Below are 16,214 nucleotides of genomic sequence, written 5' to 3'. Positions count from 1 at the left end.
CATGAAAACGATATATATCATATTATGCTTTTTGTTTACCCACTATTTTGTGGCGGGACAAGGTGTGCTGGTTCATTTGGATAAGATACAAAAATTTGAACCGGAACGAGTTATTTTTCCCCAGAAAGGGGGAACAGTAAAGGTATCCTTTTTTACCTCGGATTATGTAACCGCTGAAAATATTCAGACCGCTTTGCGGCAGAAGTTGCAGGGAACACCTTTTTCTTCAGCCACGATACAAGTGGCAGGGGGAGAGATTGAAGGCTATGATGGAGAGATAACCATAACTATGCCGAGAACGAGTGAGCTCTATTTTAGGGAGTACCAGTTGAAGTTGGCTAAAACTTCGTTGTTTCTCCGTCGGAAAGGATCGTACGGCAACCTGAATCGGTTTCGGGTATCGGGAGGCGGTGTCGTGGTCGACACAAACTCGGTCGTTATACGCCTGTCGGGCACGGAACCGGGTGTGAAGTACGGTCTTTATCGTGACGGAGTACAAGTGGCGTATCTTTACGGACCTGCCAATCCGGATCTGAGCCTATACCCGGAGTGGCCGGATGATGCTCAAGCCGAAGAGGTCGAAAAAGGGAAATGGCAATGTTACCTGGATCGTCCCATCGAGTTTAAGGTGAGAGAAGCCGGAGTGTACCAGATAAAGGCTACATTGGATATAGAAACCATCGCGATGATCGGAAGCGTGACGGTCTGTCGGTACGACGGGAAGCTCTACACCGCGGGGGTGGACCAGGTGATCAGCGGGCGTTACGACTCCGGGAGCTCGAGCTCGAACAGGGCCAAACGTGTAGACGACGTGCTCTACACGGGTCCCGGCGGACGCTCCAGGCAATTAGTCTCCGTGGCAGCCTCTCCCTCGGGGAAGGATATCGTCACGCCTTTCGGTTTCGGTAAACTCGGCCGGGAGGAGAAAAAGTTCCTGCCGTTCGAGAGTACCGCCGGAACCGGAACCTACCTCGATAAAAATCTCTTCGCCTCCCGGTGGGGAAGCATTTACGGGAGTGACGAGAGTAATTTCGCGTTTAGCTTCTCGACCTTCGAGACGAGTCCCCTCGGGCGAGTGTTGACCGAGACGGGTCCCGGCAAAAACTGGCACCAGGCGGGAAAACGGGTGGCTCTTTATTATGGTACCAACACGGCCAACGAGGTGCGTCGCTGGAAGGTCGACGCTGCCGGGACATTAATCGACGGGGGCTACTACCCGGCTAATTCTCTCTCCCGGGAGAGAACCACCGACGAGGACGGCAATATCACGGAGAGCTTCACCGACGCGAGGGGGCAAATGGTGGAGAGCGTGACTTACCTCTCCGGGCAACGTCTGGCCACCAGTAACGTGTACGACGACCTGGGGCGTTTGCGTCACGTGTTATCGCCGGAGGCGAATGCCCGTGGTCCTTTGACAGCAGGTATAATTGGTCTTTACGGTTATTATTACGCTTATGACGGTAAGAGCCGGGTGACGGAGAAGAAATTACCGGGATGTGCTCCTGTCTACCTGGTGTATGACGAGCGTGATCGCCTGGTGATGAGTCAGGACGGTAACCAACGGGCCGAGGATGCAAAAAAATGGAGTTACTCCCTTTACGATGACCTCAACCGGGAGATTGAAACCGGGGAGGTAGTGTTGTCGGCGGCTACCACTCCCGCCGCCCTCCAATCGTCCGCATCCGCCAGCGCGAGTTATACCCCGGCGGGAACGAGAACGGTCCTGTCATACACGGCGTACGATACCTATCCCACTACCGGGAACGTGATAGCGATTCCCTTTGTCGCTACCGCCGGGTACGCCACCGCTCCAGGCACGAACACCGGGGGTAAGATCACGAGCGTGAAAACCCGTGTTCTCGGCACGAGTACCTGGCTCACCTCCACCACCTATTACGACGACCTGGGCCGGGTGATCCAGGTGGCGAGCGATAACCTCCTCGGTTACAAGAGCCGTGTCGACATGAGTTACGATTTTTCCGGAAACGTCCTGAAAACCCGTGAAGCCCACGGTTATAGCGCCACGGGAAGCGACGTGCTGGAGACGGCGAACACGTACGATCGCCGGGGACGGCTTCTCACATCGAGCGGCGTGCTGAACGGTGGAACCCCCGCCGTGGTACAACACGAGTACGACGCCGTGGGGCGGTTAAAGACCAACAAGTACAAGACGGGATCGACCTTCCTTCCCGAGACGATGACCTACAACGTCCGGGGATGGCTTACCTCCAAGACCAGCACTCCTTTTACCATGACGTTACGTTACGAGACGACCGCCCTCGGTGCTTCCGGGAAGAAGTACTACAACGGCGACATCGGCGAGTGGGAATGGAAAAACGGGACCACGACTCCCGTGATGTACGCTCTCTCTTACGACGGTTTAAACCGGCTGTCAGGCAGCGTTCATTACCAGGGGGGAACGGCATGGACAGCTCTTGCCGGGAACAACGCTTATGAAGAGAAAGGGCTGACTTACGACCGTAACGGCAACATCCTGACCCTCAATCGCACGGGTTCATCCGCGACCTCTCTCGCCTACACTTACACGGGAAATCAATTGACCGGCCTGACCAAAAACGGGGTTAGCGGGACCTACTCTTACGACCCCAACGGGAACATGATAAATGACAGTCGAAAAAGTTTGAATTTTGAATATAATGTTTTAAATTTGTTATCGGCGGTAAAGTCCGGAACGACGCTAAAAGCCTCCTACACTTATTTGGCCGACGGGACGAAGTTAAGGGTATCGGATGCGAGCGGCAACGGATTCTATTACTTGGGTTCTTTGACATACGTTAAAAACAGCGCCGGGATACAGTTAGAGGGCGCAGCCATGGCGAGCGGTCGTGTTCTTATTGCGGCGGGTAGCCGTGTCGGTACCGATATTCGTTACTTCCTGACGGATCACCTCGGTAGCGTCAGAAGCATCGTGGATCAGTCGGGAACCGTGAAGGAGCGAAACGACTACTATCCCTTCGGCACGAGATACAGCCAGTCGGGCGGTAACGTGGATCCCGCCAACCGTCTGAAATACAACGGCAAGGAAGATCAGACCACGGGCAACCTCGGTTACCTCGACTACGGTGCCCGGATGTACGATACCGAGTTAGGACGTTGGTTCAGTGTCGACCCGATGTCCGAGGCGTATTACTCGTTGAGTTCTTATAATTATTGCGCTAATAGTCCGATTTTGTTTATTGACCCGGATGGACAAGCGATGGATTGGTACCAGAATAGTGATGGAAAGGCTCTTTTATGGAGAGACAGTAAAGCAAGAGAATTAGAGATAAATGGAGAAACTTATCGTAATATAGGTAGTAGCGTGTCTATTAATATGGGAGACATGTATTTAAATTATTATCAAAATATACCAGTTTCGACCTCTTCATTACCTGTAAATGCTTTATCCTCAATTTTGAATCATCCTGCATTGTCATCGAGATTATTGGGTGTAAATAGTCCATTGGCTGATACTTACAAAAATGATATAGTTGTAAATAGTATGCATAGGGCTCAATCTAATTTCTTGAATCATCCGATGACTCAAGTTGCGATCAATTCGTTACTCTTTGTAGGAACTGGAGGAATAGAGGGAATGGTTTCATTAGGAAGTTTAGGAAAATCTCTGTTAGGAAATATAAAGATTCCTATTTATCGTGTTTTTGGAGGAGAGGCTAGAGCTATTGGTAATTATTGGACTCCAATTAATCCAAAATTATACGGCTCTCACTATAGAAATTTTGCGGGTTTACCTAATGTAAATACGGGAGTTTATACATTGAAAGCATCAACACCATTGAAGAATATAAATATTAAAACTTTGAATACGGCAGCTCCATTGGACGGAAATTGGGGAAGATTAGTACCTGAATTTAAAGTTTATAATAAAAATAATATTTTGATAAAAGATTTTTGGGTAAATTATTAACTGTATTAGTTATGTTATATTTATTTTCAGAAGAATACGAGAATTTGAGAGGTCCCTATGAGTGTACAATTAGTGAAAATGTACATGTCAACAATCGTCAAGTTTTAGTTGTAAAAATTAATCATAGTTTAAGTGGTATAGATTATGGGATAGAGTTAAAAGAAATAGCATTTTTATTGTTATTGGCGAAATATAGTGATTCTGCGATCAAGAAATTAGATCATTTTCCGATAGATGTAGTCGTGTTTATACCTGAAAATTTGGATGCTCCATTAGAGGATTTGAAATCGTGGGATCAAATGAAAAGTATAGGATGGGCCACTTTAACAAATGAGATACATATGCAAGTATAGATGAATGGTTTGTTAATGAAGTTTTATAAATGAATAAATAAATTGATAACCCGTCTAACAATAGAAAGTTAGACGGGCTTTTTGTTATTTTTATGATTACTAATTTTTAGTTTTTACGATAATGGTAAAGACGGAGTCTTTCACGATGGAGCATCCCTCGTTGGTCACCCGGATCGAGAAGATGTATTTTCCGGGTGGTACGGTGTGATTCCAGGGTAATTCGATGATTCCTTTGCGTACCATTTTAAACTGGGATGCCTTGTCGGGGTTGCCGTCCGCGGTTTGCACCCGTTCAATGGTGTATTTGATGGGGGCTGTTCCTTGGACTCCTTCTAAGGCGAGGGATTGCCAGGGAATTTGATTCGTGATTTGTTCTTTGTCTATTACCGGATCGAGTTCGGCTTTTATAACGAGCGAATCGGGGGTGTAAGAGAGGTTATCGGTAAACAGATAACCTATCGTGATATGTTCGCAACCGGGTATGGCGAAACAAAGCAGAATCGGGATGATAAGTTTATATATGTTTTTCATGGTATGTCGGTTAAAGTTCTGTAATTTGATAGGTATTACTCAAGGCGTGAACGATTCCATTCGTCATTTCCAGGTTGGAAGTGGAGATATAGACGATATGTCCGTATTTCAGGGAGTGAATAAAGAGATCTTCCGGGCCGATGTCGGGGATGTCCATGTAGGAGCTTTTTGTCCGGTAAATTCTCAAATCGTTCCCGAGAAGATTTTTTTCTATTGTCCCTCCCGTGAGTGTCCCGACATTCTCGTACTCGAAGGTGTTTTTCATTTTTCTTCCTTTGATCACGTGGGAAAGGATCATTTGTCGGCAGAGCTCGACAGGGATTTCATCGACCGAGCGGTAGAGCATTTGATTCCGGTCGTCGACCGTCTTAAACAGAAATTGCATGACGGCTATGTTAGTGGGACCGAAAAACGTGATCTCCTTGTGTTCGCTGTCCGACCCGTCAAAGAGAGATTCCAGTCCTGCCCGTTTGATGATCAATAGGGTGGAATCCCAATTTTCTTTGTCGTTTTGCATGTATTCCCAAATCGTACAGTCGTGCTTGCCGTTTGCCAATCCCGTGTCGTGAAAATAATGATCGTTACATCCGCAGATAAACGCGATGCATGTTATTATAAATAGAATGTATCTGTTCATGGTCTTTTTTGTTTTAAGATTAGTATGCATATCCGTTTCTGGCCCAATAAGGAGTTTGTTTCATCAGCGTGTTGTCTGAAAAGGCGGCAATGCCCACGGGTAAATAGAGAGCTCCATCGGACACGTCTTTGTCGGTCAGAGTTTTATGTTTACCTTTTAATTTTTCCCTGAATATGCCGTTGCGTACGATGTCGTAGTAGCGAGCCCCGAATTCCAGAAATAGCTCTTTTTCCCTCTCGAGGGCTATTCCCTCTTTCAAGTTTCCCTCTTCGGGTGTGTAGGTTTTTGCTTTTGCCCGGTTACGGATCGTGTTTAAATCTGTAATTGCGCCCCTCGTGTCTCCCGTGTTTGCTCTTAATTCTGCCCGGAGTAATATAATGTCGGCCAGACGAAGGATGATTTCGTTGTCGTCAAATGTTTTTAATTTTCCCGCATCGCTTCCGTCCGTGTAAGTAATGACTCCTCTCCATTTTTGAATGTAGGCGGCTCCTTGCGTGATGGATGTCGGTTGAGTGGCCATATAATCCAGTTCGTAGAAATATTCTTTTCTTCTTTCGTCCGACAGATCCGGGAACAAAGCTTTTGCCGTTGCATTGTTCATTCGTAAAAGAGAACGGCGGGTTGAAGGAGTCGTTAAAGGGACGATAGGCCATTTTTGGAATGTAAAGGCCGGGTATGCTCCTACTGATTTCAAATCATTATCGGATATGTTTTGATAGTCTAACTCAAAAATTCCTTCCGGACTATTGCCTCTCATAACCTTTTCGCAAACATCCCTGATATTATCGGCTAAACGATAGGATTTGTCGGCAATGACCGAGTCACAGGCGGCTATAGCCAGTTGATTTAATTCGGGTTCCCTGTTTAAAGAGGCTTTCCACGCGTAAAGGTGTGCAAGAATGGCCCATGCCGTGCCTCGTGACGGGGTTTGTTTACTTGTGACCGACGAACCGTTGGCATCAAGTAGATTTGTCGCAATCGGTAGCATGGCTTTAGCCTGGTTTAAATCCTCGATGGCAAAATCTGCCACTTCCTGCCATCGAATCCTGGCTTTTTCGCCCACATCCGTGGATGTCTTGATCAAAGGTACGTCTCCCCAGGTTTTAAGCAGGTAGAAATAGGTGTAGGCTCGAATACATAGAGCTTGTCCGAGGTAATAGTCGTGGCGTCCTTTTTCCAGTTTGGCCCGGTTGATGTTATCAATGATAAGGTTACATTGTGCCATGACCTCGTATTCTTTTATCCAGTTTAGTTGGCTTGAGGTACTTCTCCAGTTGGGCGTACCGTTTGACGGCCGGGACCAGATGGCATTCATGTAATCAAACGGCAATCCGCGATCCCGGTAAATGTAGTTTACATCCCCAAATGTCAATCTAAACAGGTAATGTAGTCCGTGTAGGGCGGATTCAACGTCTTGTTCTGTTTTCCAAAAATTGTTGTTGGTTACTGCCGTTTCCGGTTCTTCGTTTAAAAAGTCTTCACATCCCGTTAACGTGGAAAGTAAGAGTAATAGGTATATAATCTTTTTCATGTACTTAAAAATTAACGGTTAAACCTAAAGTTACTCGTTTGCTTAGGGGATAATTCCCGAAATAATCGATGCCTGTCACCGGGTCCACGGATTCAGGATCCGGACCGCTGTAGTTGGTGAGCGTGAATAGATTTTCTGCCGAGATGAATACTCGTGCATTTATTCCGATCGACTTCATTATTTTCTCCGGGAGAGTATACCTGAGAGTGATTGTTTTAAACTTGATGAAACTGACATTTTCCACGTTGGAAAGTAAGTTTGTGGTAAAATTCAACAATACGCCTTCCAGGCGGTTTATCGGAAAGTCGGTTTTGTCCCCCTGTTTTTTCCAAAAACTGATTTTATCGAGATTGGCAAATACCGGAGTCGTGGTCTCAGCGAGCGTGAGCCCGAGACGTGTTCCCACGGAAGCTCCTTTGCCTGCATTGAGGATGTGACGCCCGATCACGAAATTGAAGAGCAGGTTGAGGTCGAATCCTTTCCATTCGAGTCCGCTGGTGATTCCCCCGTTGGCGATGGGAAGAGGCGATCCCGAATAGACCCGATCGTCTTGCAAGGGTTGTAACGTGTTGATTTGGCCGTTTCCGTCTATGTCAGCAATGATACGGTCTCCAGCCCGATAATATTGTTGTGTCGAGTTACCGTATAAATACATTTTTCGTCCGTTCGAAAAATAATAGGGTACGTCGCTGTCTTTATCGTAAAACCCGTTGTCCTGATAAGTGTAAATGCCGTTTAGAGGTTTGCCCAAGATACTCAGGTTGTTTTGGAATTTTTCCGACCCGTTTTTGTTTTGGAAATCCATGCCGTTAGTACTTCTTTTTAGTTTGTTCCAATTTCGGGCGATGTTGAAAGTTACCTCCCATTTTAATTTTTCATTCCTGAAAATGTTCCATTTCACGAGAAATTCAATTCCTTCATTCACGATGGCGTAAGCGTTTTGCCATTGTCGCTGGTAACCGGAATAGTTTCCCGGAAGATTGATAATATACAATAGTTTGTTTGTCAAACGGTGATAGTAGTCCAGAGTGATGCTTAATCGGTGATCGAAAAGATCGATGTCTGCCCCGATATCGTATTGGTTTGTTTCTTCCCAGGTTAATTTCTGGTTGATCAGTCCTCCGCTCCAAAGTGGGATAACTCCCGGCTGATTAAGGAAAGGAGGGGATGGCACGAGTAACCCGTGTGCGATATAGGGTTGCGAGAATTGTTTTCCCGATTTCCCATAACTGATCCTGATTTTGCCGAAGTTCAGGATATCCCGACACCAATCCATAAAAGGTTCTTCCGAAAACGTGTAAGCGATAGCGTAAGAGGGGAAAGTTCCCCATTTTACTTTTTCACCGAATTTGGAGGAGGCGTCACGTCTTAGAGTAACAGAAGCGAAATACTTTTGTTTGTAGTTGTAATTGATTCTCCCGAACAATCCAATCATCGTACTTCTTTGGCGTTCGGAATAGAAGTCCTTGAGAATTCGATTGGCGTTGACATCGTACACGTTCGCGTACCAGCTGACGTAGTGGATCAGGTTACTGGGAGCTTTGCTACCGTAACCCCGCAGGGAATTCGATTCATCCGCTTGTAATGAGTGCCCTAATAAAATATCGATGTTATGGTTTTCGCTAAACGAGCTTTTGTACGTTAAAAGATTTTCGTTCAATAGCATCATGGCTCGCTCGATTTGGCCACCGGAATACGATTCGTTGTTCTCGTTCAGGTACGAGGGCTTAAACTGGTTTAAATTTTGTTGGGAATAGTCGACCGCCACGGACGTTTTGAGTGTCAGTCCTTTTATAAATTCGTAACTCAAATCATAATTTGCTCTTGCCCTGTAGGATTCGTTTTTTTCTTTTGTCCCCCGGAATCTTCGGATCATTTGATCGAAAGCCGGAGAACCTTCTCCCGGAAATAGAGTGGAGGTTTTTAATAATTCGTCCGGGATTTGTTCCAGATCGTTACCGGTCGTGAAGTTATAGCCGTTCTGACTACTGGAAGAACGACTTCTGTCGGTACATGCCAGGTAAAAACGCAGGTTCATTTTCATCCGCTTTACCGGGGTAATGTAAAGGTTGGATAGTAACTTGATCCTGTTAAAACCGGTCCCTCTCAATACTCCTGTTTCGTCGTAATACCCTAAACCGATGTTATACGCGATGCTTTCACCCCCGCCGGAAACCTGAATGTTTGCATCCGTAATTTTCGCCGTGCGGAAATAATAATCGAACAGGTTCGTGGAGTTGTTGTAAAAGGGATTCAAACTATCCTGGTAAATGGGAATATTTGCCCCGTTTCCCATGTTCCAAAAATAGTTGTATTTTGCCCCTCTTTCATACGACTCCCTGTAGCTTCCCGGGTAAGTATACCTGTTGTTCGCAAAATCGAGATAAGTCTCCTGTTCGTTCTTTAATGCTTCCATTCTTAAGAGTCTTTCCCGTTTTCCCCCGGTAAGTTCCGGCAAGTTGGGATTAAAGGAAAATGTTCGGGAGATATTGATGCTTACCCGTGCATGTTGATCCAGACGTCCCTTTTTTGTTGTGACAAGTATTACGCCGTTAGCGGCCCGGGACCCGTAGATGGAGGCTGAGGCCGCATCTTTCAGTACTTGTACCGTTTCGATGTCTTTAGGGTCTATCTCGGCCAAAGTATTGAGTCCCGTGATAGGGGAGGTAAAAGAGTACATGGGCACCCCGTCGATTACCCAGAGCGGTTCGCTAAACCTTTGGCCCGCTTCGACGGATAGGCTATTGAATCCCCGGATAGTGGTGATGACACCGCCACCACCGGGAGAACCGGAAGCGTTTATCACGTTCATTCCGGCTACTCTTCCCTGCAATAGATTGGCTAAGTTCGGGGAGGGAATGTCTTTAATTTCTTCCGCTTTCACGACGGACATAGCGCCGATCACGTTTCTCCTGCTTTGTTCCCCGTAAGCGATGATCACCACTTCTTCGAGTTCCGAAATGTCCTCTTGCATTCGAATGATTAACGGTTCTTCCGCTTTAAATTTCGATTTGATCGTTTTGTACCCTATAAATGAAAACACCAGTATTCCTTTCGTTTTTGGTAGACGCATAAGAAATGTTCCGTCGCTATTCGTGGTACACCCTAATTTCGTCGAGTCGAGACGAACGGTTACCCCGGGTATAGGCAGCTTTTTTTCGTCTAAAACCTTTCCTTTTACAAGATACGATTTGGAGGTGTTCTTACTGGAATCTTGTTGTTCGTGTAGAGTACTACCCCGACAGGGCATGATCCAAATTAAAACTATAGATACGCTCATGATTAGAGCATATTTTCCACGAAGGATTTTACTAACTCTTGTTTTTTTCATAACTTTGTAGTTCTAAAAAGTAAAAAATTTATTTGTTTTAGGGAGAGTTCCAAAGTTTACTAGGCGTTGGGCTCTCCTTTTTTTGTGGCTTTTATTTGTGCTTTATTCTTTTGAATTAATTTGTTGAAACTCTTTAAAGAATACCATTTAATAAGTTTAATATCAATAAATTTTTAGTTATTTACCGAGCTATCACTCGTTTTATTTCGCATCTAATTATAGTTTCTTTATCAAAGATTTTAAATATGAAAACTAAAATAGAGAGGTACGTCATAAAACGAGTTCGCGAAATGCGAAAAGCACGAAAACTCACGCAAGCCGAATTAAATGATTTGTTGGGATTTGGTAGTGGATTTGTAGGTCAAGTAGAGAGCAACAAATGCCGGAGCAAATACAATCTGAATCATTTGAATAAACTTGCGGAAATTTTTGATTGTTCAATCAAAGATTTCTTCCCAGATAAATACATAAAATAATTTTTTCATTGCAACATGTTCATTATAAATTTCTTCTATTAAATAGGAGTGTATAAGTTTCTGAATTTCTATTTTCGATATTATTTTTTAATGTAACATAATAAAGGCTTTTCCTGTTTTTAAGCACTTCATTTTATGTATTTTGGGCGTGTATACACGACATTTTGTTTTCTGAATATACTGTTACTTTACAAATAATTTTTTTATAATGAAGTCTGTAATAGAATTGTATATTATCTCAGAAGTTAAAAAGCGTCGTAAGAAGCTGAAAATGAGTCAACGGTACATTGCTGACTGTTTGAATGTTTCCCGAAGCTTTATACGTGATATAGAAAATCTTAAGAAAGATAGTGCATATAATGTTGATCACATTAATGAACTTGCACGGGTCTTAGGATGTTCTCCTCGTGAATTGTGGCCAGAGAAACCTCTTTAATTTTAGTCTGGTGGTTCGTCCATATTCTTTTTATTAAACTTTACCTTCATCCTTTAAAAGCAAAAATTGTACAATAAAGTAAGCGAGGACTGTCGTAATTATCTGAACCAAGGTATCGCTAAACACCCGTATACTGATAGACAACAGTCCACGCTAATTTGTGTGAACGTGTTTGTCCATCTAGTATGTAATAATTTAGCGAACTTTTGGTTCAAGATTTTGACAAACTTTCACTAATATGTTCATGGCGGATTACTCTACCTAATATCAACAACACAAATATAGAAATATTTTTCAATAATCCAATATATTGTAATTTGATTTTAATTTGGAATATTAATTCGTTGTAAATGTAAATAAGTAAAATTATAATACTCTCCGGTAATTTACTGCCGAAGAGTATTATAAACTAAATCATCGAGGTGAATTTACGGTGTGCTTAAAAGTTCCATGATTATATCATCTTGGGCACCTCCTTGGGCGATAATGACATGGGTCGTTTTATACCCGTCACAAGAAAACGATAGGGTAGATCCGGTCGTAATCTGACTAATGGTGTAATCACCGTTTGTGGTAGTAGTGTTACCCGTAAATTGTCCATCGATTAAAATGTCCGCATTAGCTACGGGATCTCCGTATTGGTCGATTACTCTCCCGTAAATACTGACAACAGCTTCACTTTTCGAAGAATGGGTCGTCGCAACTGTTTTTAAAACAACATTTTCCGATAAAATAATTAACAGATTTTGATCTGTTTCCCTATCCGTTTGATCAGCCAACACGTTCAATCCTGTTACAAACAGAACCAACGCGATAATTTTGACAACAACTAAACGTTTGTTCATCGCGGTAAGCATTAGATTGGTGAATAATTAAAATACAAGCACGCGTTATCGCGCTAAGGATCAACCAATCAAAGTTAAGATAATATTTTCTATTAAAAAATAGCAAAAACAATTATTTTTGGAGGGAAAATAAGATGTTTAGAATTTATTCTTATTTATAGTTCTGGCTTGTTGTTGAAAGTTGAATCCTAACATGTCATAGAAGATAAATACAAAAAGATTTGTGAGGTAAGGAATTACAAATTGCAATTTTTGAATTTGATTCAGGTAAGAAAAAGCGTTAAGATATTAGTTTCTTGTTATTAGAATGATATTTTTTGTTTTTTTAAATTATGCTACTTTAAAGAGATTTAAGGATGATGCAGGAATAAATAAAAGTATAAACGCCAAGAAAATTCGTTTTGAAGAAAGTAGGCCCTATGAATGCCATGAAAAGGTTTATGATTATTATAAAGAACTGATAGAAGGTGATTATTATTTAGGACGGTTTTCTATAAAGAAAAAAACAAATTATTATGGTTTGATATTTGGTTCACATCATCCTCTGGGGTTGAAAAAATTTTTGGATGCTTCTTGGAGTATCGATGAAAACAATGGTGTGGCAAACCATGATATAGATGAAACGAAGAAATATGAGAATTCATTTATGGATTTGTTTGATGAAGTTTCAGGAATTAGTAAATTTAAGAAAAAATTAGAATCTTATGAAGAACGTTTATTGAACTATTTTTTCACTCCTAAAACAAATAAGGAAATTTATAAATTTTCATTAGAGTCAGGTATATGTATTTCTAAAACGGTTGATGTTCTGAAGAAACTGGAAAAAGAGAATAAAATACGTGTTGAAGGAGAAGATAACAGAAAACGTGGCGCTTTCTATTTAGACCATAAACCACAAAAAATTATTAAGGTAACAAATAATGAAAACAACAAAAATTGAGTGGACTGATAGTACATGGAATCCGACTACAGGATGTACGAAGATTTCTGAAGGATGTCAACATTGTTACGCTGCGATTATGGCATTGCGCCTAAAAGCGATGGGAATAAAAAAATACAGTAGTGGTTTTGAATTGGTTCTACATCCAAAAACTTTGAATGAACCTCTAAGATGGAAACAGCCACGGACGATTTTTGTAAATTCGATGAGTGATTTATTTCATAAGGATATACCTTTTGAATTTATTGATCAGGTTTTTGATGTGATAAAGTGCACCCCGCACCATCGTTATCAGGTATTAACAAAGCGGGCAGATATACTGAAGCAATATTTTGCAACCCGAGAAGTTCCCTCCAATGTTTGGTTGGGTGTCACCGTTGAAAATCAAAAAGTGAAAAATAGAATTAATGATTTGCGTGATATTCCCGCTACTGTGAAATTTTTATCTTGTGAACCTTTGTTAGAAAATTTGGAAAACATAGATTTGACTAATATTAATTGGGTAATTGTCGGCGGCGAAAGTGGTACTAATGCTCGTCCAATGAAAGAAGAGTGGGTTTTAAATATTGAAGAGCAATGTCGAATTCAGGGAGCTGCTTTCTATTTCAAACAATGGGGAACTTGGGGGGCAGATGGGATTAAACGTAATAAAAAGGAGAATGGAAAACTTTTGTGTGGACATGTAAAACAGGAATATCCTTCTTCCAACCTATTGGATAGCGTTTTTATGGACAAATTTTGATTTGCGAGGACCTTATTATTTATATTGTTTCAAGAATAAATTGTCAATATACATGACGCGTCCTGATTTTATTTTGAAAGCAACAAGTTTGACGAGATGAATTCTTTTGCTCAAAGCAGGTTAAAAGAAAACGAGAATGAAGAGAGGAAAAATACTCGTTATTAACCAATAATTGCGGAGATTTCGCGACAAACGTGCTAAAGCAGGACGATCGAATATCAAAAAGGGCTATGTAGTTTCGAGTGCCTGACCCGTACAGTTTAACAAAACAGTATCGGGGAATAAGTGATTACGATTTCTTTTATAATTACGGTATGGGGATTACAATAAATTATAACGATCAAACAACACGGTATGATGAAAAAGAGAAAAAAACAAGCTCGGAACAAAACTGGTGGCAATAGTTTTGGTATGGTAATAAAAAGTAGTGTAATTCTATTTATTTTAATACCCTTACTATGTGCCTGTTGTTGGAATAACAAAAAAGTAGAGGCGCCTCCAAGAGAATCGGGTATCCCGGAATCTGCCATATGGCATGGTGGAATAGACGGAGGGGTTTGGATAGACATGGACACTACCGAAATACCGAACCAATTTCATGTTCACTGTTATTTTGATGGAAGTGGAAGAACGTGGGAAAAAGGTATATTTCTTTTGGATTCCCTGTCTGTGCAAGAAAATTACTCCATAGAAAAACTCCACGGGGTAATTAATGGTTTTGACGGGGTAAGAATATTCTTTATGCCCGAAATGTATGAAAAGAATCCAAATGTCGTGTTTAAAAAAAAGAAGTGATTACTTCATAAGACCACGAAAAGATTTGTATTAGCCTAAAAGGACGGTTCTCGCGGGTGATTTCGACACTCGAGAACCGTCCCTAGGATTACCGAGTTAGGGTGGTGGTTCTGTGTCGACCCGATGTCCGAGGCGTATTACTCGTTGAGTTCTTATAATTATTGCGCTAATAGTCCGATTTTGTTTATTGACCCGGATGGACAAGCGATGGATTGGTTTGTTGATGCCGATGGTAGCTTGTATTATGATCCGTTTATGAAAAAAGGAGACGAGTCGAAACTTGGAGATTCCTGGAGTTGGTTGGGAGAGAACGGAATGTTCGGAACCCCGGACAGGAATATTTTAAATAAATATTCCAACAGGATTTCCAAAAAGGGATTTTCAACAAAAGAGATGTATATCGCCGGAACGGGAGAATGGAGAAAAGTTGGCTTGCCAACCGCTTATTTCGACAGGAATAATGCCCTGGAGGTGATGGATGATTTGGGATACAAGTACGCGATGACCCAATATATAGAAAGGAAAAGTAGTTATACAATGTCTATGGATAAGGGAAAGGGACATATAGCTGATTTTATTTATGGAGAACGGAATATTTTTGTAGAAAAAGCGACGTATTTTCCTAAAAATAAATCTGTGCTTTTTTATCAAGGACTAAAACACCTTGTAGCTCCAGAGGTTGGAGTTCAGATGTTAACTTTAACGAGAACAAGTTTTATTCGTTATTCCCATCCAGTAGGAATCAATACATTTTGGGCTAACTTTTGGAGTTTAGTACAAGGAGGTAATAAATTTGGTAAGGAATTTGACTACATGAATGAAAATATAATGTATGAAAAAACACGATTAAAATGAAAAGTATAATTAGAACGACTTTATTATTGATAATAATATTGGGAGGATGTAAATACGACACTGCAGAACGGGTAAACAAAGAATTTAATAAAGAGTATCTAAAAACTCGTTCAATGTTTGACAGTTCGCTTGTAACCATATTTCCTTTCTATGTTCATTCTTCATATTCAAGAATTAGAGGATATACTTTGGGTTCATATGAATATTATAGGTTTAACGGAATGATTTTGGAGGTTTCTTACTCGGATTCTCTTGCCCGATCATTAATTAATTGCGAACATAAAGCGGCTTATTCCTCACAAGATAGTAATTTGCTGATTGTCGGTAGACTCGGGGAGAGCACTTTGGAACGATATCGGGAATTTGGAAAAAATTATTCTTGGTCGAAAAGTAAAGGCTATATACCGGTACCTAATTTTTATGAACATAACTATCCTATTGGAACTCATCCGGGTATTACAGATCCACTAAACAATCGTTTACCGGAGGGATACACGATTTACGTGGTAGACGCCTCGCCCGGGATCTATATCAAAAAAGAGTGGTTGACGGAAGGGTTAGGTCTTCCTCCCGAGTGGAAGAACGGTTATTCCCGGGGATATGCAATCAGTAGTGATACCACTAAAAATATTATTTACTGGTTAGCGATTTGGTGATTTTATTTGTAAAATAGGGATATAGTTACGGGGGAATGTCTTTTGGGCATTCCCCCGTTTGTTGTTTTATTTGAATTTTGAATATAATGTTTTAAATTTGTTATCGGCGGTAAAGACCGGGGCCATGTTGACATCCCTCTATATTAATTTGGCAGATA

14 protein-coding genes are annotated in these 16,214 nt (G+C 41.9%); 9 read left to right on the top strand and 5 right to left on the bottom strand.

Annotated features, from left to right (window positions below; translation table 11 throughout):
* The first annotated feature begins 1 nt into the window (after position 1).
* Positions 2 to 3,928 carry an RHS repeat domain-containing protein gene (locus tag BN3283_RS00440; RefSeq protein ID WP_059025282.1) on the top strand — a complete coding sequence of 1,309 codons (3,927 nt, stop codon included), beginning with the start codon at positions 2 to 4 and terminating at the stop codon, positions 3,926 to 3,928.
* An 11-nt stretch (positions 3,929 to 3,939) separates the two neighbouring features.
* Positions 3,940 to 4,281, top strand: a complete 342-nt coding sequence (locus BN3283_RS00435) for a hypothetical protein (RefSeq protein WP_059025280.1) — start codon at positions 3,940 to 3,942, stop codon at positions 4,279 to 4,281.
* 99 nt (positions 4,282 to 4,380) lie between these two features.
* Here BN3283_RS00435 and BN3283_RS00430 read toward each other — a convergent pair whose 3' ends face one another.
* From BN3283_RS00430 to BN3283_RS00415, 4 genes are read right to left on the bottom strand one after another with little or no spacing between them, the layout of a single operon-like run.
* A complete protein-coding gene (locus tag BN3283_RS00430) occupies positions 4,381 to 4,812 on the bottom strand; it encodes a hypothetical protein (protein ID WP_059025278.1) in 432 nt (143 codons plus the stop codon).
* A gap of 10 nt (positions 4,813 to 4,822) precedes the next feature.
* A complete protein-coding gene (locus BN3283_RS00425; RefSeq protein ID WP_059025276.1) occupies positions 4,823 to 5,449 on the bottom strand; it encodes a fasciclin domain-containing protein in 627 nt (208 codons plus the stop codon).
* Between the two features lie 19 nt (positions 5,450 to 5,468).
* A complete protein-coding gene (locus BN3283_RS00420; RefSeq protein ID WP_059025274.1) occupies positions 5,469 to 6,980 on the bottom strand; it encodes a RagB/SusD family nutrient uptake outer membrane protein in 1,512 nt (503 codons plus the stop codon).
* A 4-nt stretch (positions 6,981 to 6,984) separates the two neighbouring features.
* Positions 6,985 to 10,260: a SusC/RagA family TonB-linked outer membrane protein gene (locus BN3283_RS00415; protein WP_059025272.1), complete on the bottom strand. Its 3,276-nt coding sequence runs from the start codon at positions 10,258 to 10,260 to the stop codon at positions 6,985 to 6,987.
* A 296-nt stretch (positions 10,261 to 10,556) separates the two neighbouring features.
* Here BN3283_RS00415 and BN3283_RS00410 point away from each other — a divergent pair, with 296 nt between their 5' ends.
* The gene (locus BN3283_RS00410; RefSeq protein WP_059025271.1) at positions 10,557 to 10,787 is read left to right on the top strand and encodes a helix-turn-helix domain-containing protein; all 231 of its coding nucleotides are present in this window, start codon (positions 10,557 to 10,559) and stop codon (positions 10,785 to 10,787) included.
* Positions 10,788 to 10,995: 208 nt separating this feature from the next.
* On the top strand, positions 10,996 to 11,223 hold the full coding sequence (locus tag BN3283_RS14705; RefSeq protein ID WP_059025269.1) for a helix-turn-helix domain-containing protein: 228 nt from the start codon (positions 10,996 to 10,998) through the stop codon (positions 11,221 to 11,223).
* Between the two features lie 428 nt (positions 11,224 to 11,651).
* Here the strand turns inward: BN3283_RS14705 and BN3283_RS00400 are convergent, their stop codons facing one another.
* Positions 11,652 to 12,068, bottom strand: coding sequence for a carboxypeptidase-like regulatory domain-containing protein (locus tag BN3283_RS00400; protein WP_286137412.1), 417 nt, complete (start codon positions 12,066 to 12,068; stop codon positions 11,652 to 11,654).
* A 307-nt stretch (positions 12,069 to 12,375) separates the two neighbouring features.
* Between BN3283_RS00400 and BN3283_RS00395 the strand changes: the two genes are divergently transcribed.
* The 5 genes from BN3283_RS00395 (at position 12,376) to BN3283_RS00375 (ending at position 16,056) form a co-directional block, all read left to right on the top strand.
* On the top strand, positions 12,376 to 13,008 hold the full coding sequence (locus BN3283_RS00395; protein WP_059025265.1) for a class I SAM-dependent methyltransferase: 633 nt from the start codon (positions 12,376 to 12,378) through the stop codon (positions 13,006 to 13,008).
* Positions 12,989 to 13,750 (top strand): phage Gp37/Gp68 family protein, encoded by a 762-nt coding sequence (locus tag BN3283_RS00390; RefSeq protein WP_059025264.1) that lies wholly within the window; start codon positions 12,989 to 12,991, stop codon positions 13,748 to 13,750. The genes BN3283_RS00395 and BN3283_RS00390 overlap by 20 nt, the downstream gene beginning before the upstream one ends.
* A 354-nt stretch (positions 13,751 to 14,104) precedes the next feature.
* Positions 14,105 to 14,545, top strand: coding sequence for a hypothetical protein (locus BN3283_RS00385; RefSeq protein ID WP_059025262.1), 441 nt, complete (start codon positions 14,105 to 14,107; stop codon positions 14,543 to 14,545).
* A 207-nt stretch (positions 14,546 to 14,752) separates the two neighbouring features.
* A complete protein-coding gene (locus tag BN3283_RS00380) occupies positions 14,753 to 15,400 on the top strand; it encodes a hypothetical protein (protein ID WP_147625504.1) in 648 nt (215 codons plus the stop codon).
* A complete protein-coding gene (locus BN3283_RS00375) occupies positions 15,397 to 16,056 on the top strand; it encodes a hypothetical protein (RefSeq protein ID WP_059025258.1) in 660 nt (219 codons plus the stop codon). Before BN3283_RS00380 ends, BN3283_RS00375 begins: the two co-directional genes overlap by 4 nt.
* Positions 16,057 to 16,214: the final 158 nt, after the last annotated feature.

The organism is Gabonibacter massiliensis, assembly GCA_001487125.1.
GTDB lineage: Bacteria > Bacteroidota > Bacteroidia > Bacteroidales > Marinifilaceae > Gabonibacter > Gabonibacter massiliensis.
This window is presented reverse-complemented; position numbering and strand designations above follow the sequence as displayed.